Source organism: Flagellimonas crocea (assembly GCF_033441595.1).
Classification (GTDB): Bacteria; Bacteroidota; Bacteroidia; order Flavobacteriales; family Flavobacteriaceae; genus Flagellimonas; species Flagellimonas crocea.
The window spans coordinates 574,719-599,171 of sequence record NZ_JAUZVX010000003.1 but is presented as its reverse complement, the minus strand read 5'-3'; the positions used below and the strand labels follow the sequence as shown (position 1 = coordinate 599,171).

At 43.0% G+C, this 24,453-nt stretch carries 22 protein-coding genes; 7 read left to right on the top strand and 15 right to left on the bottom strand.

Annotated elements, in window-relative coordinates; translation table 11 throughout:
• Positions 1–7 precede the first annotated feature (7 nt).
• The 4 genes from SD449_RS12140 to pdxA form a co-directional block, all read right to left on the bottom strand.
• On the bottom strand, positions 8–1,003 hold the full coding sequence (locus SD449_RS12140; RefSeq protein WP_318310914.1) for a beta-ketoacyl-ACP synthase III: 996 nt from the start codon (positions 1,001–1,003) through the stop codon (positions 8–10).
• A gap of 174 nt (positions 1,004–1,177) precedes the next feature.
• A complete protein-coding gene (gene rpmF / locus SD449_RS12135; RefSeq protein WP_014032589.1) occupies positions 1,178–1,378 on the bottom strand; it encodes a 50S ribosomal protein L32 in 201 nt (66 codons plus the stop codon).
• A 7-nt stretch (positions 1,379–1,385) separates the two neighbouring features.
• Complete coding sequence (locus tag SD449_RS12130; RefSeq protein ID WP_318310912.1) at positions 1,386–1,919, bottom strand: YceD family protein; 534 nt, start codon at positions 1,917–1,919, stop codon at positions 1,386–1,388.
• A gap of 110 nt (positions 1,920–2,029) precedes the next feature.
• Positions 2,030–3,082, bottom strand: coding sequence for a 4-hydroxythreonine-4-phosphate dehydrogenase PdxA (gene pdxA, locus SD449_RS12125; RefSeq protein WP_318310911.1), 1,053 nt, complete (start codon positions 3,080–3,082; stop codon positions 2,030–2,032).
• 58 nt (positions 3,083–3,140) lie between these two features.
• Here pdxA and SD449_RS12120 point away from each other — a divergent pair, with 58 nt between their 5' ends.
• On the top strand, positions 3,141–3,731 hold the full coding sequence (locus tag SD449_RS12120) for a riboflavin synthase (RefSeq protein ID WP_318310909.1): 591 nt from the start codon (positions 3,141–3,143) through the stop codon (positions 3,729–3,731).
• 6 nt (positions 3,732–3,737) lie between these two features.
• Here SD449_RS12120 and SD449_RS12115 read toward each other — a convergent pair whose 3' ends face one another.
• Positions 3,738–5,540 (bottom strand): sodium:solute symporter family protein, encoded by a 1,803-nt coding sequence (locus SD449_RS12115; RefSeq protein ID WP_318310908.1) that lies wholly within the window; start codon positions 5,538–5,540, stop codon positions 3,738–3,740.
• A gap of 68 nt (positions 5,541–5,608) precedes the next feature.
• Between SD449_RS12115 and SD449_RS12110 the strand changes: the two genes are divergently transcribed.
• Together SD449_RS12110 and SD449_RS12105 are read left to right on the top strand one after the other, a co-directional pair.
• Positions 5,609–6,364 (top strand): sulfite exporter TauE/SafE family protein, encoded by a 756-nt coding sequence (locus SD449_RS12110; RefSeq protein ID WP_318310906.1) that lies wholly within the window; start codon positions 5,609–5,611, stop codon positions 6,362–6,364.
• A 289-nt stretch (positions 6,365–6,653) separates the two neighbouring features.
• Positions 6,654–8,318 (top strand): SulP family inorganic anion transporter, encoded by a 1,665-nt coding sequence (locus SD449_RS12105; protein ID WP_318310904.1) that lies wholly within the window; start codon positions 6,654–6,656, stop codon positions 8,316–8,318.
• A gap of 129 nt (positions 8,319–8,447) precedes the next feature.
• On the opposite strand, the gene SD449_RS12100 is transcribed toward SD449_RS12105, so the two are convergent.
• Both SD449_RS12100 and SD449_RS12095 read right to left on the bottom strand, forming a co-directional pair.
• Positions 8,448–9,569, bottom strand: coding sequence for an AbiH family protein (locus SD449_RS12100; RefSeq protein ID WP_318310903.1), 1,122 nt, complete (start codon positions 9,567–9,569; stop codon positions 8,448–8,450).
• An 80-nt stretch (positions 9,570–9,649) separates the two neighbouring features.
• Positions 9,650–12,265 (bottom strand): M14 family metallopeptidase, encoded by a 2,616-nt coding sequence (locus SD449_RS12095; protein WP_318310901.1) that lies wholly within the window; start codon positions 12,263–12,265, stop codon positions 9,650–9,652.
• A 473-nt stretch (positions 12,266–12,738) separates the two neighbouring features.
• Between SD449_RS12095 and SD449_RS12090 the strand changes: the two genes are divergently transcribed.
• Positions 12,739–14,355, top strand: coding sequence for a hypothetical protein (locus SD449_RS12090; RefSeq protein WP_318310899.1), 1,617 nt, complete (start codon positions 12,739–12,741; stop codon positions 14,353–14,355).
• Positions 14,356–14,403: 48 nt separating this feature from the next.
• On the opposite strand, the gene arfB is transcribed toward SD449_RS12090, so the two are convergent.
• The 7 genes from arfB to SD449_RS12055 form a co-directional block, all read right to left on the bottom strand.
• Positions 14,404–14,811 (bottom strand): alternative ribosome rescue aminoacyl-tRNA hydrolase ArfB, encoded by a 408-nt coding sequence (gene arfB / locus SD449_RS12085; RefSeq protein WP_318310897.1) that lies wholly within the window; start codon positions 14,809–14,811, stop codon positions 14,404–14,406.
• Positions 14,789–15,784 carry an ABC transporter ATP-binding protein gene (locus SD449_RS12080; RefSeq protein WP_318310895.1) on the bottom strand — a complete coding sequence of 332 codons (996 nt, stop codon included), beginning with the start codon at positions 15,782–15,784 and terminating at the stop codon, positions 14,789–14,791. Before SD449_RS12080 ends, arfB begins: the two co-directional genes overlap by 23 nt.
• 160 nt (positions 15,785–15,944) lie before the next feature.
• On the bottom strand, positions 15,945–18,101 hold the full coding sequence (locus SD449_RS12075) for a prolyl oligopeptidase family serine peptidase (RefSeq protein WP_318310893.1): 2,157 nt from the start codon (positions 18,099–18,101) through the stop codon (positions 15,945–15,947).
• A 77-nt stretch (positions 18,102–18,178) separates the two neighbouring features.
• On the bottom strand, positions 18,179–19,192 hold the full coding sequence (locus tag SD449_RS12070) for an aspartate-semialdehyde dehydrogenase (protein WP_318310892.1): 1,014 nt from the start codon (positions 19,190–19,192) through the stop codon (positions 18,179–18,181).
• A 188-nt stretch (positions 19,193–19,380) separates the two neighbouring features.
• Positions 19,381–19,791 (bottom strand): large-conductance mechanosensitive channel protein MscL, encoded by a 411-nt coding sequence (gene mscL / locus SD449_RS12065; protein ID WP_318310890.1) that lies wholly within the window; start codon positions 19,789–19,791, stop codon positions 19,381–19,383.
• Positions 19,792–19,865: 74 nt separating this feature from the next.
• A complete protein-coding gene (alr, locus tag SD449_RS12060) occupies positions 19,866–20,975 on the bottom strand; it encodes an alanine racemase (RefSeq protein ID WP_318310889.1) in 1,110 nt (369 codons plus the stop codon).
• Positions 20,968–21,612, bottom strand: a complete 645-nt coding sequence (locus SD449_RS12055; protein ID WP_318310887.1) for a thymidine kinase — start codon at positions 21,610–21,612, stop codon at positions 20,968–20,970. Before SD449_RS12055 ends, alr begins: the two co-directional genes overlap by 8 nt.
• Positions 21,613–21,767: 155 nt before the next feature.
• On the opposite strand from SD449_RS12055, the gene SD449_RS12050 reads away from it, so the two are divergent.
• Genes SD449_RS12050 through SD449_RS12040 form a run of 3 tightly spaced genes read left to right on the top strand, consistent with a single transcriptional unit; the run spans position 21,768 to position 23,792 of the window.
• Positions 21,768–22,457 (top strand): hypothetical protein, encoded by a 690-nt coding sequence (locus SD449_RS12050; protein ID WP_318310886.1) that lies wholly within the window; start codon positions 21,768–21,770, stop codon positions 22,455–22,457.
• Between the two features lie 48 nt (positions 22,458–22,505).
• Positions 22,506–23,177 (top strand): 16S rRNA (cytidine(1402)-2'-O)-methyltransferase, encoded by a 672-nt coding sequence (gene rsmI, locus SD449_RS12045; protein WP_318310885.1) that lies wholly within the window; start codon positions 22,506–22,508, stop codon positions 23,175–23,177.
• Positions 23,178–23,216: 39 nt separating this feature from the next.
• On the top strand, positions 23,217–23,792 hold the full coding sequence (locus SD449_RS12040) for a uracil-DNA glycosylase family protein (RefSeq protein ID WP_318310884.1): 576 nt from the start codon (positions 23,217–23,219) through the stop codon (positions 23,790–23,792).
• A gap of 6 nt (positions 23,793–23,798) precedes the next feature.
• Here SD449_RS12040 and SD449_RS12035 read toward each other — a convergent pair whose 3' ends face one another.
• Complete coding sequence (locus SD449_RS12035) at positions 23,799–24,401, bottom strand: carboxymuconolactone decarboxylase family protein (RefSeq protein WP_318310882.1); 603 nt, start codon at positions 24,399–24,401, stop codon at positions 23,799–23,801.
• Positions 24,402–24,453: the final 52 nt, after the last annotated feature.

The following is a 24,453-nucleotide window of genomic DNA, read 5'->3' as shown; positions in this document are numbered from 1 at the left end:
TGTGTGATTATGAATTATAGGCCCATTTTAAATAAATGGAACCCCATGTAAAGCCTCCTCCAAAGGCGGCAAAAATAATATTATCTCCTTTTTTCAACTGCTTCTCGTAATCGTATAGCAACAAGGGCAGGGTGGCGGAAGTGGTGTTTCCGTAACGGTCAATGTTCATTAGGACCTTTTCGGGCGCTACTCCCATTCTATTTGCCGTGGCATCGATTATACGCTTGTTGGCCTGGTGTGGAGCCAACCATTGTACATCGTCCTTTGTTAAATTGTTCCGCTCCATGATCAATGCCGATACATCTGCCATATTGGAAACGGCAAATTTAAATACGGACTTTCCATCTTGGTAAACGAAATGCTGTTTGTTCTTTACGGTTTCTTCTGATGCGGGCAAAATGGAACCTCCTGCATCGATTTTTAAGAACTGGCGGCCAATTCCGTCCGATCGGAGGTATTCGTCCTGTAGACCCAAACCTTCCTCATTCGGCTCAAAAAGCACCGCTCCGGCACCATCACCAAAAATAATACACGTAGTTCTATCGGTATAGTCTATAATGGACGACATTTTATCCGCCCCAATGACCAAAACTTTTTTATATCTGCCCGATTCTATATAACTCGCTGCGGTGGACATGCCATATAAAAAACTGGAACATGCTGCCTGCAGGTCGTAGGCAAAAGCGTTAACAGCGCCAATTTCCGAAGCTACATAAGCTGCGGTGGAAGCAACCGGTAAATCCGGTGTTGCAGTGGCGACAAGTACAAAATCGATTTCTGAAGCATCAATGCCTCTTTTTTGGAGTAGATCTTCAGCAGCTTTGATTGCCATGTAAGATGTTCCCGCGTTTTCCTCTTTTAAGATTCTTCGTTCCTTGATTCCGGTTCTTGTGGTGATCCATTCATCGTTGGTATCCACCATGGTTTCCAATAGTTTATTGGAAAGAACAAAATCGGGAACGTACCCTCCTACAGCTGTTATTGCTGCTGTTGTTTTTTTCATTTTAGCCTCTCTTTATTGTCAAAAACATTGAAATTTGACCCAAAAGCGGTGAAAATTAGTCATTTTATATGACTTTCTTGTCAAAATTGGGTCGATTTTGAGTGTTAACAGTGACCCATAAAAAAACTCCCGTCAAAATGAAACGGGAGTTGCTTTATTTTTAGGGATTTGCGATTAGGCCGCAGTTTCCTCTTCTGTCTTGTCGATCAGTACTTGACCTCTGTAGTACAATTTGCCTTCGTGCCAGTGCGCTCTATGGAACAAGTGCATTTCACCTGTAGTAGAGTCCTTGGCAATTGTTGGCGCAACTGCTTTGTAATGGGTTCTTCTTTTGTCCCTTCTGGTTTTTGATGTTTTTCTTTTAGGATGTGCCATTATAAACCTATTTATCCGTTAGTAACTTTTTTAAATCGTCCCATCTGGGATCGGTGTTTTCTGATGGTTTCTTGTTCTCTTTTGGCTGTAATTCTTCGAGCTTGTCCAAAATATCGGATTCCAATGTTCCGTCTTCGACCCCGGGATGAACCCTTTTGGGAGGAACGGCCAGCACCAACATTTCGTAAATGTACTGTGCTATATTGAATTGGTGCTCCCCATGTGGAATGATCAAGATTTCATCATCTTCATCATTGTACTCTTCACCAAACTTGATGATGAGTTTTAAATTGGAAGCAATGGGCTGGTCAAAAGGCTCGCCCGTTACATCGCAATCCACATTTATGGTGCCTTTCGCTTCAATCTCGAGTTCCATCATTGTGCTCATTTTTTCCAAAATGGCATCAATTTGAACGGAGGCCCCGTTAAATTCTTGGTAGTCAAAAGATTCAAAGAACGCATCATCAATCTCGTACACAAAGTTATGTTTTCCCAATTTCAGACCTGAAAAAGGGATATTAAACTCTTTCAGCTTCATCATTTCTACACTTAAGGTTTGTGTACCAGCCTTTAAAGGCGGGTGCAAAGATACTACTAATTTACAAAACTGCAATTCCTTCCACAACAAATATCCAAAATGCAGTCAACTTTTTATCCGCCTCGCTTTATTTTCTGCTTTTGCAAGGGGTTTTTGGTGAGTTCCAAATACTCCGTCCTGTTTTTGAACACTTGTAGCGCGGTAAAAACGGCTTCTTTAAAGGAACTCTCGTCGGCCACTCCTTTTCCGGCAATTTCATAAGCGGTTCCATGGTCTGGTGAGGTACGTATTTTATCCAGGCCGGCCGTATAATTTACGCCTTTTCCAAAGGAAAGGGTCTTAAAGGGAATCAATCCCTGATCATGGTAGGCGGCCAAAATGGCATCGAAATTCTGATGGCTGTTGGAACCAAAAAAACTGTCGGCCGAATAGGGTCCGTATACCAAGGTCCCCTTGTTGAAAAGCTCCTTAATGGTCGGTTTCAAAATCTTATCATCTTCTTCTCCAATGGTGCCGTTATCCCCGCTATGCGGATTGATTCCCAGAATGGCAATCTTGGGCCTACGGATGCCAAAATCCATTTGAAGGGATTTTTCCATGATGGCCACTTTGTTTCGGATGAGCTTTGGGGTAATGGCCTTGGCGACATCCTTGACCGCAATGTGATCGGTAAGGAGACCCACCCTGAGTTTATTGGTTACCATAAACATCAAGCTTTCTCCTTGGAGCTCTTGGGCCAGATAATCGGTGTGGCCAGGAAACTTGAAGTCTTCCGACTGTATATTGTTTTTGTTGATGGGAGCTGTGACCAGCACATCAATTTTGCCATCTTTCAATGCGGCGACAGCGGCTTTCAAGGATTTTATCGCAAAACTTCCCCCTTCCTTGGTGGCCTGTCCGTACTCCACGGTAGGAACCTCTTTCCAAACATTTACAATATTTACCTTGCCCTCTAGGGCTTGATCGGCATCCCGGACCCCGTTGAATTTTAAATCCATTCCTAGATTTGAAATTTCGTGGGAAACGGTTTTGTTGGATGCAAATATAACGGGGGTGCAAAAATCCAACATTCTTGCGTCCTCAAATGTTTTGAGTGCTACCTCGCACCCGATACCGTTAATGTCCCCTATGGAAATCCCTAACTTTATTTTTTGCTCTTCCTTCATAAAATGAATGCCGTTATGGCTACTTTTGCATTACAAAACTAGTCAATTAATAAGACACATGTTCACAGGGATCATAGAGACTTTGGGGAAAGTTGAAAAGCTAGAAAAAGAGGGAGGAAATCTTCATATCACAGTTAGTTCGAACATTACTTCGGAATTGAAAATAGACCAGAGCGTTTCACACAATGGGGTGTGTCTTACAGTGGTTTCCATTGATGGCGAAAACTATACGGTAACTGCCATTGAGGAGACGTTGAACAAGACCAATCTTAGTGATTTGAAGGTCGGCGAAGTCGTAAACCTCGAGCGCGCCATGTTGCTCGGTGCCCGTTTGGACGGACATATTGTTCAAGGACATGTGGACCAGACCGCGGTTTGCAGATCCATCGAGGAGAAAGATGGAAGTTGGGTTTATTCCTTTGCGTATGACCCAAAGTTGAACAATGTCACCATAGAAAAAGGTTCCATTACCGTGGATGGCGTAAGCTTGACCGTTGTCAACTCCCAGAAGGATAGCTTCAGTGTTGCCATTATTCCGTACACTCACCAGCACACCCGCTTCCACACCTACAAAGTAGGAGACACCATAAACCTAGAGTTTGATGTGGTCGGGAAATATTTGGCGAGATTGCTGGAGTTGAGGGGTTAGTGCCCATCAAAATACATTTCTCATCCCGCGCCAAATTCGCAAGAGCACAAAGGTGGCTATCAATACCAAAATAGTAAGGCCTATGGCCAACGGATAGTTGCCATAAATCCAGTTTCCTGTGGCAAATAGGCACCCATACACCAAAATACACCCTACGATCATGGCCAGAACACCGGATGGTACACTCCATTTTACATTGCCATCCTCCAGGGATATTCCTTCTGCTTTGGCTTCTTCGTGAATTTTTTTCCATCCGGGACCTCCCGGTTTTGTAATCTTATAGAAACGGTAGAGTACTTTGTTCTCCTCCGGTTTGGTCAAAAATGTGGTTGCCAGCCAAAGAACGGTAGTGATCAGCACCACCAAGGGAAACTTGCTCCATGTTGGAAATGGTGCGCTTTCTGCCAAAAACAATGGTTCTTCCAGCTTCCAAAAAACAATCGAAATGATTCCTGATGAAAACATGGCAACAATTTCGCTCCATGCATTGATCCGCCACCAGAACCATCTCAATAAAAAGATGAGGCCGGTACCAGCCCCAAACATGATAATGATATCAAAAAGCTGCGTGGCATTATTTAGTTCCAAGGCAAACAAACTACTTAGTATCATCAGAACAACCGTCGAAATCCTACCCACGTTCACCAATTCTTTTTCAGAAGCGTTTTTATTGATCTGTTGTTTGTAGAAATCATTTACAATATAAGAGGAGCCCCAATTGAGGTGGGTTGAAATAGTTGACATATAGGCGGCACCCAAAGAGGCCATTACCAGACCCAATAAGCCCGTGGGCAACATGGTCAGCATGGCGGAATAGGCCAAGTCGTTTTTAAGAATGTTCTCCGGCACATTGGGGAATGCCTGCTGGATGCTTTCCAGGTCAGGGAATACCACAATAGATGCCAAGGCCACCAAAATCCACGGCCAAGGTCTAAGCGCATAATGCAATATGTTGAAAAAGAACGTAGCTCCAATGGCATGGTTCTCATTTTTTGCGGCCAACATACGCTGTGCGATGTAGCCACCACCACCTGGTTCACCGCCAGGGTACCATGCGCTCCACCACTGCACGGCCAAAGGAATGATCAACAGTCCAATCAGCGCGTCGGTATCCGAAAAATCGGGAAGGATGGACATTTTTTCCTGTACCTGTGCATTGGCCAAAATATTGTCCAATCCACCAACTTCGGGCATGTTCACCAAATAAATCGCAGCACCAATGGCCCCGCCCATGGCGACGAAAAACAGCAGAAAGTCTGTATAAACCACTCCTCTAAATCCACCAACGGCACTAAATATTACCGTAATGGTTCCTCCCAGCAGTACGGTTTCAATTGGCTCCAAGCCAAGCATTACCTGTCCAATTTTGATGGCGGCCAACGTTACCGCCGACATGGCCATCACATTAAATACGACACCTAAATATAATGACCGAAACCCTCGGAGAAAATGAGCAGGTTTTCCACCGTACCGTAAATCATAAAACTCCATATCCGTGGAAACATTGGATTTTCTCCAAAGCTTCGCATACACAAATACGGTGAGCAAGCCAGTGAGCAAAAAGGCCCACCATCCCCAGTTACCGGAGACGCCATCGGTACGCACAAAATCGGTTACCAGATTGGGCGTGTCCGTGGAGAAAGTGGTGGCCACCATGGAAAAGCCCAAAAGCCACCAGGGCATGCTACGGCCGGACAAAAAGTATTCTGCTGTGTTTTTCCCTGATTTTTTGGAAACATAGATCCCGATAAAAAGGACAATTGCAAAGAATCCAAAAATGATGATGTAATCTAAAAGTTCTAGTTTCATTTGATTAGTTTGGCTGGAGCTAAAGATAGCTTTTTTGGGTTACTTTTGTGAACCATTAAAAAGTCTTCATGTTTCTTTCTGCTTATTCAGATATTTCCGTTGCCGCATGGACCATGGCTGCCACTGCCGTTTTTTTAATGGGGGTTTCCAAAGCAGGGCTCAAGGGAATGTCCATCTTTAATGTAACGCTAATGGCACTGGCCTTTGGTTCCAAGGCATCGACCGGACTTTTTATTCCTTTGCTCATCGTTGGGGACACCTTTGCCGTGATTTACTATAATAGGCATACACAATGGAAATATATCTTTAAGTTTTTGCCTTGGATGATCCTGGGGATACTTATCGGCGTTTTCATAGGTAAGGATCTTCCTGAACGGGAATTCAAATGGGCGATGGTCGTAGTGATATTCATCAGTTTGGGCATGTTGGTTTTTTGGGACCGCAGAAAGTCGGAAAAAGTACCAACCCATTGGTTGTTTTCGGGGTTTATGGGCGTTTTCTCTGGTATTTGTACCATGATCGGAAACTTGGCGGGAGCATTTACCAATATTTTCTTTTTGGCCATGCGCTTGCCCAAAAATGAGTTTGTGGGCACCGCAGCGTGGTTATTTTTTATCACCAATCTATTTAAAATGCCGTTCCATGTGTTTGTTTGGAAAACAATCACAGTGGAAAGTCTGTTGATCAATTTACGATTGCTCCCAGCCATATTTGTGGGATTGTTCTTGGGTGTTTTCTTGGTAAAAAAAATCAACGAAAAGAATTATAAGCGCTTTATTTTGATCGTGACGGCAATCGGTGCGGTGGCGATTTTGTTTAAATAACCTTTTTACCTTTGCTTTTTTTGAAAAGGTATTTCTTCAAAAATGATTCGTTCATGAAGATTCCGCAGGAGTTGGCCATGGACCACAGCAAAGAATTGTCTAGTCGGATGGGAATTTCAAGAAAATGGTCGAACCAATCCGTAGAGTAGTGGACAAGGCGCATGCCGATAGATATTTATGTAAGAATGAATGTGTTGGGGACCAAGATAAAATACCAAAGGCTCGAGGGTTAATTTCGAAAGTTGTAAATTTCAAGTAAAATAGAAATCACAATAGAACCTAACCAATTATGGCAAAATTTTACGATACAAAATATTTAAAAGGCGATTTTACTGGTGGACTCGTGGCGGGCATCGTAGCGCTACCGTTGGCATTGGCTTTTGGTGTGCAATCCGGTCTCGGTGCAATCTCAGGGCTGTACGGTGCAATCGCAATTGGAATACTTGCCGCCTTGTTTGGGGGAACAAAAACACAAGCTAGCGGCCCTACCGGACCAATGACCGTGGTTTCAGCTGCTTTGGTGGCCAGTGCCGTTGATTTGACGGGAAGCCTGGAAAGTGCAATGGGCATCATTATTCTGAGTTTCTTTGTCGGCGGTGTTTTACAGATAATTTTCGGGCTTGTAAACATTGCCGGATATATCAAATATTTTCCCTATCCCGTAATTTCAGGCTTTATGAGCGGTGTAGGACTCATTATCATCATCCTGCAAATATTCCCGTTCGTTGGTTTGGATTCGGCAAAATCTACTATAAAGGTAATGTCGGATCTGCCCAGATTATTTTCAGAGTTTAATTGGCAGGCCATGGTTTTGGGGGCAATGACGGTGATAATTTATTACCTCTTTCCAAAAATCAATAAGACCGTGCCCAGTGCTCTAGTGGCCTTGATTGCGGTATCCATCTTTTCCTATTTCATAAATTGGGATGTTCCTATCATTGGTGAAATACCTTCGGGATTACCGTCATTGCAAATAGATGGCCTTTTCAGTATTGATAGTGAAGCCTATTTTATGGTTTTGGAATATGGACTCGTCTTGGCGGTTTTGGGTTCAATTGACTCACTATTGACCTCGGTAATTGCAGATAACATGACCAAGACCAAACATAATAGCAATCGCGAGCTAATTGGCCAAGGTATTGGCAATATGGTAGCAGCATTGATTGGGGGCATACCTGGTGCAGGAGCTACGAAGGGTACCGTGGTAAATATCAATAATGGTGGTAAAACCAGGCTTTCAGGAGCCTTGCACGGAACATTTCTCTTGGCCGTTTTATTGGGACTAAGTTCGCTGGCGGCTTATATTCCCTTGGCCGTACTGGCAGGAATATTGATTCCTATTGGATTTAAGATTATAGATAAACGTGGTATCAGGCACATGAAGGTTATGCCCAAGGCTGACTCTGTGGTGCTGATCATCGTCTTACTATGGACCACATTTGGCAGTCTGATCCAAGCAGTTGGAGTCGGGGTAACCTTGGCGGCATTGTTGTTTATGAAACGCGCTAGCGATATTGGAGAAAAAGGCATGGACGTTGGTACCATTGCAGGTTTTGAGGGTGAAAAGCCTTGGCTTGACGAGGAGAATTTTTACGAGAGATACAAGGACCGTGTATACATCAAACATTTAAACGGGCCGTTGTTTTTTGGTTTTTCCACCTTTTTTCAGGATCAGATAAAAAATATTGACGAGAATATAAAAATACTGGTTATACGTATGGATCGTGTGCCCCATATTGACCAGTCCGGGGTCTATGCCTTGGAGAATATTATATTCGAATTATCCAAGAAAAACGTGAAAACCGTTCTAACAGGTTTGAGGGAACAGCCCAAACAACTTATTGAAAATATTGACATTATTCCCGATTTGGTTCCGATAGAACAAGTTTTTCCTAAGGTTCAGGACAGTTTTGCTTGGATTGCAAGGGAACTGGAGGGCGAAAGCCATTCATAGTTTAGTCAGAGCTTTTGGCCAATGCAGTTAAATGCTTGGGTTTTGAATGTCTTTTTAATGAAGAAATTACAAACACGATATTATGATTGTGAAGGCAATCGGTTGGGTAGCTTTTGTTTAATGATGGTATTATTCCTGTGTGATTAATTGTCTAATATAATCATCCTTTTGTTTTGGGATAATTTTGCTTCGCATAACTTCTTTATCATCAAACACTCTTGAAATATTCATCAAGGTCTCACGATAGTTGTCATTTCCATCCTCATATTTATTGTAAAAGATTCTAATCTGCTTGCAGTTTTCTTTTTGCATGATTGTATTCAACAAAATTTGATCAGACAACCCACAAGAAAGACCATACACATAGACTTCATAAGGACTGTTCAATTGAATCTCTAGGTCTCTATAATGAGTACTGTTAAAATAATGAGTCGATTTTATGTTTTCTAAATAATCATTTCCCAAGCCTTCCAACTTAGAATAATTTTCACCAGTTTCATTTCCATAACCAAATATTATAGGAAATTCAGATAAGTCTCCATGAATATGATTTATTGTATTATCATTTTCAGCGTACTCTGGGGCATATTCCATTAAATGGGTTAAAAACTTAGTATAGTTAAAATTCACAAAATAAAAATGAGTAGGTATTTCCTCTGCTTCTTCATAAATTTTCAGGGACGAATCATACTTAAGAATTTTTCCAAAAAAGTGTTTTTTATAGATTGACATGATTTCATCTCCTTTATGTCGATTAATTTCTAGTGTCTTCAGGTATTTGAGTAGTTCTTCCTTCACCAGCTCAAAGTATTGGTGAAACTGACGTATATCATGTTTGCCTGTTTTTAAAAGCCTATCAAAATACATTTGTTCAATATCGACCCATTTATGTTTAGAATCAAAGTTTAAAAGCTCGGTTATGAATGGGTGTTTGGGACTTATAGAAAGTTTAAATAAATATTCTCGTTTTTGTGATAGTTTCTTTTCTAAACTTGAAAATGAGTTTACATTTTTTATAGCTTCATTTAACCAATTAGCTGTAGCTTTATTTGTAGTGATTTGAAACAAAGCGGTTTCGAATCGGAACTCTTGATGCTCCAATCTTAACGAGGGTTTATTTTCCAATGCATTTTTAATAGCCTGTAATCTTGACCAATCAAGAAAATGAGAATAGGATGTTGGCATTGCCAATGAACGGTCAAACCCGTTTCCAATTAAAATTATCCTGCTCAGCTTTGATTTTTCTTCCATAGAAACATTTTAGTAAATCAAATTACAAAAAAAGCCACATCAATTTGATGTGGCTTTTCTTTATACACTAATATGTTCCGCTATTCCGAAGCGCCTTCGTAAATCGCGTTAAAAATCAATTTGTAAGTGCCGCGAGGCTGCGCCCTAAATTGTGGACGGAACGCAAACAAGATGGCGGAACCTTTTCCATACTTTGCTTTTACCATGGCTGGCTTTTTGGCAATGTACTTGTCCTCTCCCATGGCCCAACCACTCATCAGTAGGTCTTTGGCGGCATAGGTGGCTATTACCTCAACATCGGGTGCGGGAGCATCTTTGATGTCCTCTGTTCCTCCTTCACCTGTTTTCCGTTGTTTATCAATGGTAAAGGCCCTACTTCGGTTAAATGAAACTGCAACCGTATCCTTCATACCAAAGGCCAACGGATGGGACGTGTCCACACCAGCCTTGATCAAAGATCCTGGAATAAAGAAATCTTTGCTGTCCGCACCTTCAACGGCATCGCGCAATGGCAACCCGAATTGTTCAATTACAAAGTCACTTGCTTCATCAAAAGCGATCAAGGTTCCACCCGCATCCACATAGTCGCTCAGCGCCATGGACCCTTTTAGGCCAATGCCACCTGTGAATTTTTCGGGCATGCTCAAATTGCTATGTCCATGTAAAATGGAACTTGGTCTTTGAGATGGAATGATGATGGCATCATATTGCGAGAGATCTTTGGTCTTGATGTCCGCATCGTGCAAAGTATCCATATCAAATTCGTACTCGTCCATTACAAAACGGGTCCATCCTTCGTCCATATTGGCCACCCAGGATTTGTACAGACCTACTTTGGGCAGATGGATTTTCTTCAATTGCACCTCTGGTTTAGCTGCTAAACCTGTGAATTCAAGACCGTACTCGTCTGCAAGGGATTCTATCATTTCTTTGTCCCCGGAAACAATATAAGACCCAGCGGGCAACGTTTCTTTTCCTGCTTTGAATTCGCCCATGCTCTTGTATGCCGTGCCTCCTGCCTTCAAAACCTTGTTGGTTGCCGCCACGGAAGCATTTGTGTTTGCACTAAGGGCATATCCAAAGGAGCCGTTCCTATTTACTTCGCCATCGTAATACGATACGAGACCATTGACTTTCTCGGTCGGAGCTTTGAATGGTTCTTCAATTTTATCCACATCGATGCCCATTTGCATTGGCAATGTCCATCCGGCTAAATCGTATGGAGTATCGGGAGGACCGCCGGGGTATTGGAAACGTGTTGGATAATTTTGTTTTTCCATAAGGTCCATCAGGTAAGGTCTAAAGGCTTGTGCTGTGTAGATTACATAGGAACCTTCTTCGTATTCTTTGCCATTGACGGTAAAATCTTTTGTGGCTTTTTCGACCTCGATTCCTCCTTGGAGCAATACGTTGACAAGATTTACGGCTTCAAAAGAATCCCATTGTTCCTTGCTTATGATGTAGGCGAACAACCCTTCGCTCTTTCCTTTTTCAACAGCCGATTTACCCATTTTATAGATGTTGTACAGGTAATTGCTCTTGCGGTCGGCAGCAAGGTCCAAAGTGGCCCAAGTGGCGGTCAGCATATAATCCACGGCATCCCTAAAGTGGGATTCGCCACCTTTCCATGGGTCTGGGTACATAATATCGGTTCCGTCCGTAGGGGTGCCACCCGCTACAGTTTTTGGCAGTTTTTCGGGGTCATAGAATCGAGGGGTTGGTGTGGTATGTCCCGTTTCGGTCAGAATACCGATCATATTATGGTAATATGGCACGGTGCGCCCACCACCGTTCCAGAACATGGTGTAAAAATTATCGGCAATGGCGCCGGGCATATTTTCCAAAGAAAAACGCTTGGACATTGCGGAACCTACTTCGCTCACTGCAGCAGTTATTGCCGGGTGAATTTTTGGGTTTACAGGATCTGCATAGGGTGGAATGGAGATCTTGGTCCAAGATGGGGACGATTGGTGATGATTGTAAACAATCTGTGGGTACCATTCGTTATAGAGAATTTTTGTTACGTTGTACGTTTCGGGCATAATGTTCATAAACCAGTCCCTGTTGTTATCATGGCCCATATAATAATGGTATAGAATCGGAGGGCGAGAAGTTTCATAGGCGGTTCCCATATTCTTGCGATACCAATCAACAACGATGTCCAATCCATCTGGATTCATTACAGGCATTAAAAGGGTGATAACATTTTCCCTGATCTTTTGCATTTCCGGGGTTTCTGAAGTAGCCAAGGTATAGGCCAGTTCGGAAGTCATTTGACCGTGGGCCAATTCCGTGGAGTGCATCCCACCATCGATCCAGACGATGGCTTTTCCTTCTTGGGAAAGTTTCAAAGCTTCGTCATCGCTCACTTGAACACGGGCAAGCTTGGTACTGATGTCCTTCCACTTGTCCAGCTGGGCAAGGTTTTCTTCCGTAGAGATGAACATCATGTACATTTTACGGCCAAGTACCGTTTCTCCTATCTCAATTTTTTTGACCCTATTGGAAGCAGCGTCCAATTTGGACAAATAGTCTTCAATTTGGGAATAATCGGCCAATTTGTAATCGGCTCCCACCCTAAATCCGTAAACGTCCTCGGGAGAAGGAACACTTTGTGCCACGGAAAACGCTGCACAAGACAAAAACATGGCAACGGAGAGCAACCATGCTTTGAGGTTTGCATTTTTAGAAATCATTTTTTTGAATTAGTTATAATTTGACTGAAAATTAAGCATTTGTGTCGAGGATACTAAATCTGGCGTACGGGAATTATAACCAAGGGTCATTTTTTAAAATGTTTATAATCGTGGCTGTTCAAAATCAACAAATCCATATTTGGTCTTATCTGATTTTCCAAAACATAAATTTTACGGATTAACTAGGGCACTTTGGTGTGTGAGAAACATCATAATAGTACCTGTTATACCTATTTTGATAGGTGATTTGGGACTTAATTTTAATTAACATGTTGAAAAATAGTGCATTTCATCGAAAAAATTATAGGCAAAACATCTAAAACAGAGATTCGTCCGTAGATTTGGAATCTAATCAATGCATTTTAACGACATAATAGTTCACTTTAACGACTTTTTTTGATTTAACGATTTTCAAAAAATTAACCCCATTTCAAAAATCGAACCCCATGAATCCATTTCTAATAAATCGTAATATGTTAATCATCCTATCAGCATTTATTGTCTTTATTACGTCTTGCAATAAAGACAACGATTTGTTCATAGAGGCTGTTTTGGATGAAGAAAAAGAAGAAGTCCAGGAAATTGACGAAGAGATCGACACCCCAGAAGATGAGGATGATACCCCGGATGAGCAAGTAGGGGAAGAAAGTGGATACTATCAGGTGATGTTTACCGATGCACAGATAAATACGATGGTTTCCAGATTTGAATCAGGATTTTCAAAACCGGGAACAAATGGAGAGGACATCGCTAGAATGATCAGTGAAGCGCAGGATTTTCTTTCTGACCCAAATTCCGGACGCTTGGACTGGATGCCCTCCAGTGGCATTAGGGAATGTAGGATAGGTTGTGATCCGGTTCCTATCAATGTAGTCAATGGTGCCCATTATGTATCCGATAACATATTTTATGCCGGAATGTATGCCTTTATTCTGGCAAATCGCAATCAAGGCGGAGATATGGCCTATGCCGAACAATTGTCCAGGGCAATAGCGAATCAAACTTTGAAAAGGGCCAACGATCCCAATCTCGATTTTACCAATAGGAGTTCGTGGTTGGATGGAGTGGAAACCAATCCATTTTTCCTTACCGCGGCATGGCTCGAAAAGACATTGAACAATTGGTCCCTTATAAAGGCAATGAACTTGGACACTGGATTGACCGGAGAGGAAGAAGCTAGAGTGGAGAATTGGTTTAAAGATGGCAGGGATTGGCTGTTTGATAAATTGACAAATCATTATGAGGATGGATTTGGTTCCAATTGGAAATCTTCTGCGGCCGACACCGGGTACAATATGAAATACTCCGGAACGAACAATGCGGTTATTGCCGTCAATGGTGTGGAACAGACCGATTATACGGTAAACCATGCTGCTGTGCTACCACATTGGAATGTCCCCTCAAAATATGCCAGTTTTCTTCACTATTATGGATTGATATTTAAAGATAAGGACGCTTTGGACTTAACGGAAAGATGGTTTAAGGACGTTTTCAAATTGAGTGTGTTTCCTGATGGAACTACCACTGAATTGAAAAGGGCTTCCTCGGATATTCCGGGCCAAGGCCTTCAGTATTGGTGCATTACAATGTCGTCTTTAACGAGTATGGCACATAGTCACGCCGTTGCGGTTTTGCAAAATAACCCTATTGTACAGGGCTATAGCTACTCCTACTTCTACGATTATACGACAAGTGAAGGGTTGAGCGATTATCTGCCTACTTATGCAGGTAGCGATACTAAAGGGGGTAGCAAAGGATTGGAAAGTTACTTGCTTGCCTTTACCAAATATTTGGGCCAATCCACCGGATTATATGGATGGGGAGAGGTGAGACAGGTAAACGATGGCAACTACCCAGCACATGAGATGACCAGTAAGTTCCATTATATGGTTCCCCTGGCCCAAGCAAATGCATACTACAATAATTCTACCTTGCAAAATGCATATAGTGGCAATGGAGGTTTTCAAAGGCCACTTACAAAGTCCGAGGGTGCGGACTGGATTGGGGCATGGCGGGAATCCTACATGGGCGGATTCGGAAAATATTTGATTGCTTTTCCATATTTGGAAACAGAAGGGATATCCTATTAACCTTTAGTCCAGAAACATTATTTCATTTTTGAAACAGTTGAGGCTGTCTTAATTGGACCAATCAGGTCTCTTTCGGGCAGCCTTTTTATCTGCCGTAATTTTTTTGGATTTCAATCTTTTTTCTTTGGAAGATTTAGTGGGTTTGGTAGGCTTTCTTTTTTTTGGGACTACGAGCGCATTTTTTAGAATATCAAAAAAACGCTTCACGACGAGGTCTTTGTTTCGGTGCTGGCTCCTTGCCTCATCACATTGAAGAACCAAAGCTCCATCATTGGTCAATCGGGATTGTAGTTTAAGGAAAATCCGACCTTTTTCCCTATCCGAAAGTCCTTCTGATTCACTAATGTTAAAAGTGAGTTCTACTTTGGACGAAACCTTGTTCACATGTTGGCCTCCTGCGCCACTACTGCGCATGGCCTTGAACTGAAGTTCCCTATGTATCTGCTTTTTGTCCAACCTGAAGCCTTTTATTAATGGTATTCAAAGATACATTAAGAAAAATGGTCGCTCCTTTTTCCTGTTCTTTCTCCGAATTGAAAAAAACCACAGTACCATCTTCCGCCATACCTTCATTGAGGTAGTGGGTTCCCTTAAAAAAAGAATTCATAACCTCTACCTTAAGCCCCGACGAATCGGAAAATTTGAACTCATGGGGATAGACCAGAATCGACCTTTCAATTTCAGAATAGGATTTTAACAGCTTCATCGGGATTTGGTTTACTTGCCCGAACAATGATGCCGTGTAGTAATCAGGAGGATTTTTGTAGAGGTCTTGGGTATTTTTGTCTGCAATGACACGTCCTTGCTGTAATATCAAGGTGCGCTCTGCAAAAGGGAGCACATCGCTAGGGTCGTGGCTTGCGGTAAGCACGGTAATGCCCTGCTTTTTTAGATATAGGAACAGATTTCTTCTTAATGAAATCCGCTTAAAGTTGTCAATATGGCCGAAGGGTTCGTCCAAAAGCAAAATCTCCGGCTCTTGAGCCAATACACGTGCAAGTGCTACCCGCTGTTGTTGACCACCGCTGAGGTATTTTACTTTCGTTCTCGCAAACGATTTCATTTCGATGAGGTCTAGGAGTTCATCAATGCGTTCTTGATGGGTGTCGCGTTCAAAAACCGAAAGAAACTGACCTATGTTCTCTTCTACGGAAATAAAAGGCATCAAATCAAAATCCTGGGCCAAATACTTCATATAAGGTTCTCCGGGAACCAGATTAAAATTGGGTCCGAGCGCTTCTGTATTGCCCCAAAAAATGGAGCCATCCTCCACATGAAGGAGACCATAAACAATTTTTAACAACGTACTTTTTCCCGAACCACTTTCGCCCATCAATGCCACATGTTCCCCAGGGGCCACTTCAAAAGAAATGTCCCTTAAAATGGTCTGGTCTTGGTAACCAAAAGAATCTACATGGACTTTTAGCATAAACGTGTAAAAAGCTGTTCAGAAGGTAGGTTTGTCAACCTGAACTTGTTTCAGGTTCCCACATCATTTGTTTTTAATGGATGAGATTCTGAAATACCTTGCCTGCTGGCAGGAGTTCATAATGACATTTTAAGTTACTTTCTGAACAGCTAATAATATATCAATCTTTAAACTCCTTGAGCACGGCTTGGTTGGGAAGTTCCTCGTATCCCATATTATAAAAAGTGAACCCGAAAATGTCGGCATATTGCTCTATGGTTTTGCTCACCGGCGTTCCCGCTCCATGACCTGCGTTGGTCTCGATTCGTATAAGCGTAGGCTGATTACCAGCCTGCTTTTCCTGTAGTTCCGCAGCAAACTTAAAGCTATGGGCAGGGACCACTCGATCATCATGATCTCCTGTGGTCACTAAGGTGGCCGGATATTCCGTTCCTTCCTTTACATTGTGCACAGGGGAATAGCCCTTAATGTAGTTGAACATTTCCTCACTGTCCTCGGAAGTTCCATAATCATAGGCCCATCCGGCTCCGGCGGTAAAGGTGTGGTAACGGAGCATATCCATTACCCCTACGGCCGGCAATGCCACCTGCATCAGGTCCGGACGCTGGGTCATGGTGGCGCCCACCAATAAGCCTCCATTGGAACCCCCACGAATTGCGAGATACTCTTTTGAGGTGTATTTGTTTTCGATCAGGTATTCGGCAGCCGCGATGAAGTCATCAAATACATTCTGTTTACTGAGCTTTGTTCCGGCAATGTGCCATTTTTTACCGTATTCGCCACCACCGCGAAGGTTGGGAACGGCATATACACCGCCTTGTTCCATCCAAACGGCATTCACAATACTGAAAGAGGGTGTTAAACTGATATTGAAACCTCCATAGCCATAAAGAATGGTAGGGTTTTTACCGTTCAGTTCCGTACCTTTTTTATAAGTGATGATCATGGGCACCTTTGTACCATCTTTTGAATTGTAGAATACTTGTTTCGACTCGTAATCATCTGGATTAAAATCGATTTGAGGCTTCCAATATTGTTCGTACTCACCGGTTTCTACATCATATTTATACAAGGAACCAGGTGTATTGTAGTTGGTAAAGGAGAAATAGAATTCCTTATCCTCTTTTTTGCCACCAAAACCACCGGCGCTTCCTACTCCCGGCAACTTAACTTCGCGCACTAGTTTTCCTTCATAATCATATTGAAGCACTTTGGAAATCGCATCCACCATATATTCCGCAAAAAAGTATCCTCCTCCCGTTCCGGCGGTCAATACATTTTCTGTTTCGGGAATCAGGTCTTTCCAATTGTCCGGGGTTGGATTGGAGGCGTCTACGGTCACAACTTTTTTATTCGGCGCATCCCTATCTGTAACCAAATAAAGTTTGGAGCCTTCATTTTCTATAGGGTAGGTGTCGGAATCCGTATCATCCAATATGGTGACCAGTTCAGGGTTTTCTTTGGAAAGATCCATCATAAACAACTTGTTTCCCGATGTTGAGACAGATGCTGTTATAAATAGATATTTCTGGTCTTCGGAAACGGAACCGCCTACGTAGCGGTGTTTTTCTTCGGGTGTACCTCCAAAGATGATTTTATCTTCGGACTGTGGCGTTCCCAATTTGTGATAGTATAATTTATGCTGATCTGTTTTCGCGGATAGTTCGCTTCCTTCCGGTTTGTCGTAGCTGGAATAGAAGAAGCCATCGTTTCCTTTCCAAGAGATACCGCTAAACTTGATATCCACCAAGGTGTCCTCCACAATTTCCATGGATTCCGCATCGATAACAATGCCTTTGCGCCAATCGCTTCCGCCCTCGGAAATAAGGTATGCAGCTTTGGAACCGTCTTTGGTGAAGCTAAGTCCCATCAAAGAGGTGGTGCCATCCTCGGAAAACGTATTGGGATCCAAAAACACCTCTTCTTCGCCATCATCCTTTTTGCGGTAGACCACATATTGGTTCTGTAGCCCGTTGTTTTTGTAATAATAGGTGTAATCGCCTTCTTTAAAAGGGGAACCGACTTTTTCGTAGTTCCAGAGTTTTTCCAATCGGTTTTTTAGGTCTTCGCGAAAAGGGATTTTTTCCAAATATCCGAATGTGACCGCATTCTGCTTTTTCACCCAGGCTTCGGTCTCCTCGCTACGATCGTCTTCCAGCCAGCGATAAGGGTCTGGGACCTCTGTTCCAAAATAATTATCTACAGTATCAACTTTTTTGGTAGTGGGGTAGTTCACAGTAATAGGTTCTCTGTTTTTAGATTCTTCTTTGCAGGCCGCGAATAAAACCAAAGCAGCCAACAGACTTATGTTTTTCATGTTTTCTCGGATTGATTCCGATAAAAATACCACAAAAGACACAAACCTATTGGCTGCAATCGATGCTTTAACGAATTTTATGAAATAGCTTCAGAAGTATTTGAAACTAAACTGTTCTCCACCAAATACTCCGCGATCTGTACCGCATTGGTAGCGGCTCCTTTTCTTAGGTTGTCCGCCACGATCCACATGTTCAAGGTGTTGGGCTGGGTTTCGTCCCGACGGATTCTGCCCACAAAAACATCGTCCTTGCCGTTGGCAAAGGCTGGCATGGGATAGGTGTTGGTTTCAGGATTGTCTTGCACCACAATTCCAGGTGTTTCGCTTAGAAGCTGTCTTACTTCTGCGAGATCAAAATCCTTGTGGAACTCCACGTTTACGGATTCGGAGTGTCCTCCAGCAGTCGGGATACGTACAGCAGTGGCGGTAACCGAAAATGTACGGTCATCCAATATTTTTTGCGGCTCACGGGCCAATTTCATCTCTTCTTTGGTGTACCCGTTTTCCAAGAACACATCGCAATGCGGCAATGCATTTCGGTTAATGGGGTAAGGATAGGCCATTTCACCTTCGATTCCTGCGGCTTCGTTCTCCATTTGTTGCACCGCTTTTACGCCAGTACCCGAAACGGACTGGTAGGTGGAAACGACCACACGTTTCATTTGATATTTTTTGTGCAATGGATTTAAGGCCAAAACCATTTGGATGGTGGAGCAGTTGGGATTCGCAATGATTTTATCTTCAACGGTCAATTCATTCGCATTGATTTCAGGTACTACTAGTTTTTTGGTCGGGTCCATTCGCCATGCTGATGAATTATCGATCACAGTGGTACCCACCTCTGCAAATTTTGGGGCCCACTCCAAAGAGGTGTCCCCTCCTGCGGAAAAAATGGCGATATCAGGCTGGGCAGCCACGGCATCTGCCAAACCGATTACGGTGTATTCATCGTTTTTATAAGTGAGTTTTTTGCCCACGGAACGCTCCGAGGCTACCAACAACAATTCTGAAATAGGGAAGTTACGTTCTTCCAATACTTTCAACATTACCTCGCCTACCATTCCGGTGGCACCAACAACTGCTACTTTCATTATAAAAATATTTCTTGCCGCAAAGGTACTTTAGTCAGCGAGTTAAACAAGCTTTTTTATCCCCAATCAATAAAAAATAACAAAATGTTATAAATAAAACAACCGTCAACATGTTAGCGAAAACAGATTGACGGTTTTTAAAGGTTATTGTGATGTAGCGGTCGTACCGAAAAACTTCATCAGTACTATTATTGTTTTTTCAATAAATCGCGTATTTCTGCCAACAGTTCCTCTTGGGTCGGACCTTTTGGAGCTGCAGGAGTTGGTTCTTCCTTTTTCTTCATTTTGTTCACACTTTTTACGATGATAAACATCACAAAGGCCACTATCAGGAAGTCGATTACATTGGTAAGGAAGGCGCCGTACAGCACAGCGATTTCCCCGACCGTTTCCCCGGCATCGTTCACCGTTCCTTCGGTAATGACATATTTCAAATCGTTGAAATCTGATTTGAACAACAATCCGATCAAGGGGGAAACAATTCCTCCCGTGAACGAAGACACCACTTTGTTGAATGCGGCACCCATAACGAAACCTACAGCGATATCCACCAGGTTTCCTTTCATGGCAAAGTCCTTAAATTCTTTTAAAAATCCCATTTATAGTTGAGTATTGGTTAATCAGAAACAAATTAAGAAAAAAAGTGGTACACTTATTTATTGGAATCAAATTTTCATGTGTTTATCACCTCTCGTTTTACACGTTGCGATATGGCGGTTAGGATTTCGTAGGATATGGTATTTGCCGTCGCGGCAAAATTTTCAGCAGACTTGTTTGGACCAAAAACAATCGCTTCGTCCCCTTCCTTACAATCGATTTCGGTAACATCCACCATAATCATGTCCATGCACACGTTCCCCAGAATAAGGGCTTTTTTTCCATTGATGGTCACAAATCCTTTTCCTTTCCCATATTGGCGCCCTATACCATCGGCATGTCCAATGGGCAACGTGGCACTTTTTATATTGTGGCTCGATTTGAATGCTCGGTTATACCCTACGGATTGATTGGCCCCGATCTCATGTATCTGAGAAATAATGGTCTTTAGGCTTGCCACCGGCCTTAACTGTTCATCTACCTTGGCCTGGTTGCCATACCCATAAAGTCCAATTCCGCTTCGGACCATCTCAAACTGTGCTTCTGGGTAATTTATGATTCCAGAAGTATTCAACATATGTCGCATGGGAGCATAGCCCAGAGTATCCATAAGCGCACCGCTTAAATTTTTGAAAGATGCGATTTGATTCAGGCTAAAATCCCGCTCATTAATATCTTCGGATGCCGCTAGATGTGAAAAACAAGAAACTATTCTGATGCATTCGTTATGCTTGGTTTCTTCAGCGATAAAATTTACATCGGCCTCTGAGAAACCCAAACGGTTCAATCCGGTATTGAATTTAATGTGGACCGGATAATCCTTTTGGTTCTTGGCGTTCGCAGCTCCAAGGAACTGGTTCAGGATGTTTCTCGAATAAAGGCTCGGCTCCAAATGATGCTCGATCAAATCCTCAAAATTGGAAGGCAAAGGGTGCAATACCAAAATGGGAAGTTGAATTCCGGCTTCCCGCAACAAAACCCCTTCGCTTACATAGGCAACGGCCAAATAATCGGCACCCAATTGTTCCAGTTTACGGGCAATGGTCACAGTGTCGCTGCCATAGGCAAAAGCTTTGACTACACCCAAAAACTTGGTTTCTTGCTTTATTTTGGACCTGAGGTAACGGTAGTTGTGTTCCAGGGCGGATAAGTCCAGGATCAGTGTAGTTTCTCCCACCCTATTCATTAGTCTCCTTTTTTTTGGCACTAACTTCTTCGGATTTTACGTCCATATCCCTGATTTTTTCACGCAACATGGCCTTGTAAAATGCAGCACGGCTCAATGGTTCGTACTCTTCCGTCTCTCCCAATAACACCAATTTGTCGTTGTGCGACTTTCTAAAGCTATAATTGGCGAGATTGCCCGTTCTGGTGCAAACGGCGTGTACCTTGGTCACGTATTCTGCTGTGGCCATCAGTGCGGGCATGGGACCAAAGGGGTTGCCCTTAAAATCCATGTCCAGTCCGGCCACCACCACACGGACCCCACGGTTGGCCAGATCGTTGCAAACAGTAATGATTTCCTCATCAAAAAACTGGGCCTCATCAATACCGACCACATCACAATCGTCCGCCAAAAGCCGGATATTTGCGGCCGCAGGAACAGGAGTGGACCTGATTTCATTGGCATCGTGGGATACCACCATTTCTTCATGATAACGCGTATCCACAATGGGCTTGAATATTTCCACTTTTTGCTTGGCAAACTGGGCGCGCTTCAGTCTTCGGATCAACTCTTCGGTCTTTCCAGAAAACATGGAGCCGCAGATAACCTCAATCCATCCAAACTGTTCTTTAGGGTTGACCGTGTTTTCGAGAAACATACCGTATTTTTGAAAGAAATTGTTGGTTTTCCCGTTATATTGGGACAAGCACAAAGCTACTAAAAAAATACACCCCTGTTTTCAATAAGATTTTAACCTTTTGTTGATAGGGTATTCATGAAATCATTATATTTTTATAGTAAAGTAGAAAAGCTATGATACAGAAGTTGAGGGAAGAGTTGATCAAATTGTCCACCGAAATTATTACGGCCAGGGAAGACACCGATCTGGCGGCACTATATGACAAGTCCAGAAGGATCTACGAAAAGTTGGCGGTGCTAAAGTTTATCGATGAGAAATTGAACGATGTGGAGGTAGATGTCTCCCAGAACGTGATAGCTTCAAGATTTGAAAAAATGGCCAATGCCGTTTTGAGCGGGAACACCTCGGTACCCGAGAGCAACCCGCACCAAGAAGATATTATGACACCGGGTATGGATACCATCAAGGACATGGTTTCCGAAATGCCTTCCAATGCCGACTTGGAAAGAGTGTTTGCCGAGTTCGTGGCCAAGCCCGACTTTATGAAGAACGACAAGGATAATTTGTCGGCCGGGGAAGATAACGGAGTGTCCACACAGTTGAAAAAGGCAAAATCTTTGAACGATAGATTGGCCAAGGATTTTCAAGTTGGGCTGAATGATAAGCTTGCTTTTGTTAAGCACCTTTTTAACAACAGTATGGAGGATTATACCCGCGTACTTTCCCAGCTCACTACCATAGATTCTGAGGAACGGTCCATATCCTTCATCAACAATATGGTAAAGCCCGAGTACAACAATTGGGAGGGCAAGGAAGAGTACGAAGCCCGTTTCTTGGCACTTATTGAGAGAAGGTTCGCATAAATCCATTTTTTCAATTTTATTTTGATTGTAAGACCTTAACTTTGGTCCATGGGAAAGCTATATCTGGTTCCGACGCCAATAGGAAATCTTGAGGACATTACCCTCCGGGCCATTAAAGTGCTCAAAGAAGTGGATGTGGTTTTGGCAGAAGATACCCGGACCAGCGGTAAATTGCTGAAACATTTTGAGATCAACACGCATCTACAGAGCCATCACATGCACAACGAGCACAAACAGATTGATGGTTTGGTGCAAAAAATGAAAGAAGGAACAACTTACGCACTCATTTCGGACGCAGGTACGCCGGCTATTTCCGATCCTGGATTTCTATTGACCCGTGCCTGCCTTGAAAACGATATTGAGGTAGAGTGTTTGCCCGGGGCAACTGCCTTTGTTCCCGCTCTAGTGAATAGCGGATTGCCCAACGACCGATTTGTTTTTGAAGGATTTTTGCCTGTAAAAAAAGGCCGCCAGACCCGACTTTTGGAACTTGCCGAAGAAACCAGAACCATGGTTTTTTATGAGTCGCCCCATAAGCTACTTAAAACTTTGGCCCATTTTGCCGAGTATTTTGGAGAAGACCGGCCCATTTCTGTTTCCAGGGAATTGACCAAATTATATGAAGAGACCGTTCGCGGAACTGTTACAGAGGTATTAGAGCATTTCAACAATAAGGCACCAAAAGGCGAATTTGTGATTGTGGTCGGTGGGAAGAAATAGTTGTTAACTTCAACACAACTTTACGACCCAGTACATTAGATGGACCAACTACTATTCCAAATACGGAGCTGCACACATTGTGAGGAGCATTTGCCCTTAGGGCCCAGACCCATTGTTGCTGCCCATCCAGAATCAAAAATTGCGATTATTGGGCAGGCGCCCGGCACCAAAGTCCACCAAACAGGGGTTCCATGGGATGACCCTAGCGGAAGGCAGCTAAGAAAATGGCTGGGTGTAACGGATGAACAATTTTATAATGAACAACTTTTTGCCCTGATCCCAATGGGTTTTTGTTATCCGGGTAAAGGAAAATCAGGGGATTTACCTCCGCGTCCAGAGTGTGCTCCCTTATGGCATGAGTCGCTTATAAATCAAATGCCAAACTTGACACTGACTGTCTTGATAGGTCAATATGCGCAAAACTACTATTTGGGCAATACGATGAAGCGAAATTTGACGGAAACAGTGAAACACTACCAAGAATATTTGCCCGATTATTTTGTGTTGCCGCATCCATCGCCAAGAAATCGGTTTTGGTTGAGCAAAAATCCTTGGTTTGAGGAAGAAGTTTTATCAGATTTGCGAGAAAAGGTTTCCGGGAGTCTGGATTATTGAGTCTATTTAATATATGGATCCATCATGCTTCCCTTTTTGCCAGCCCACTTCCCCCAAATATTTTTCCGCACTTTCCACGGCTCCATCTTCGATATCCGTGCCCATGGAATCGTTCCAGCGGTTGAGGTACCCAAAAAGTGAAATGACCCCCATCATTTCTACAATTTCGCCATCGTTCCAATGTTTGTACAATTCCTTTTTAATGTCGGTATTCACTGTATTTGGCACTTGGGAAGCGGCCAAGGCAAAATCCAAAGCAGCCTTTTCTGCTTCTGAGAAAGCGTTATGCGTCCGGTATTCCCAAATGTTGTCCAATTGTTCCTGTTTGGCACCGTAACGTTCCGCAGCCCGGATGGCATGTGCCTGGCAATACCGGCAACCCGTGGCATTGCTGCTTACCCACGCAATCATTCGTTTTAAGGCAGAAGTTACGCGCCCTTCATTGGCCATTACAGCTTTATTCAGATTGATAAAAGCCTTGGAAATCGCTGGTCTATGCTGCATGGTCAGCACGGAATTTGGGCAAAACCCAAGCGTTTCATTAAAGAACTCGGCCAGTTCTTTCGTTTGGGGATCGTGATCGGGAGATAGGGGATTTACTAAGGGCATGATTGCGATTATAAATTGTATTTTTGAACCCTACAAGAAACAAAAATTAAAC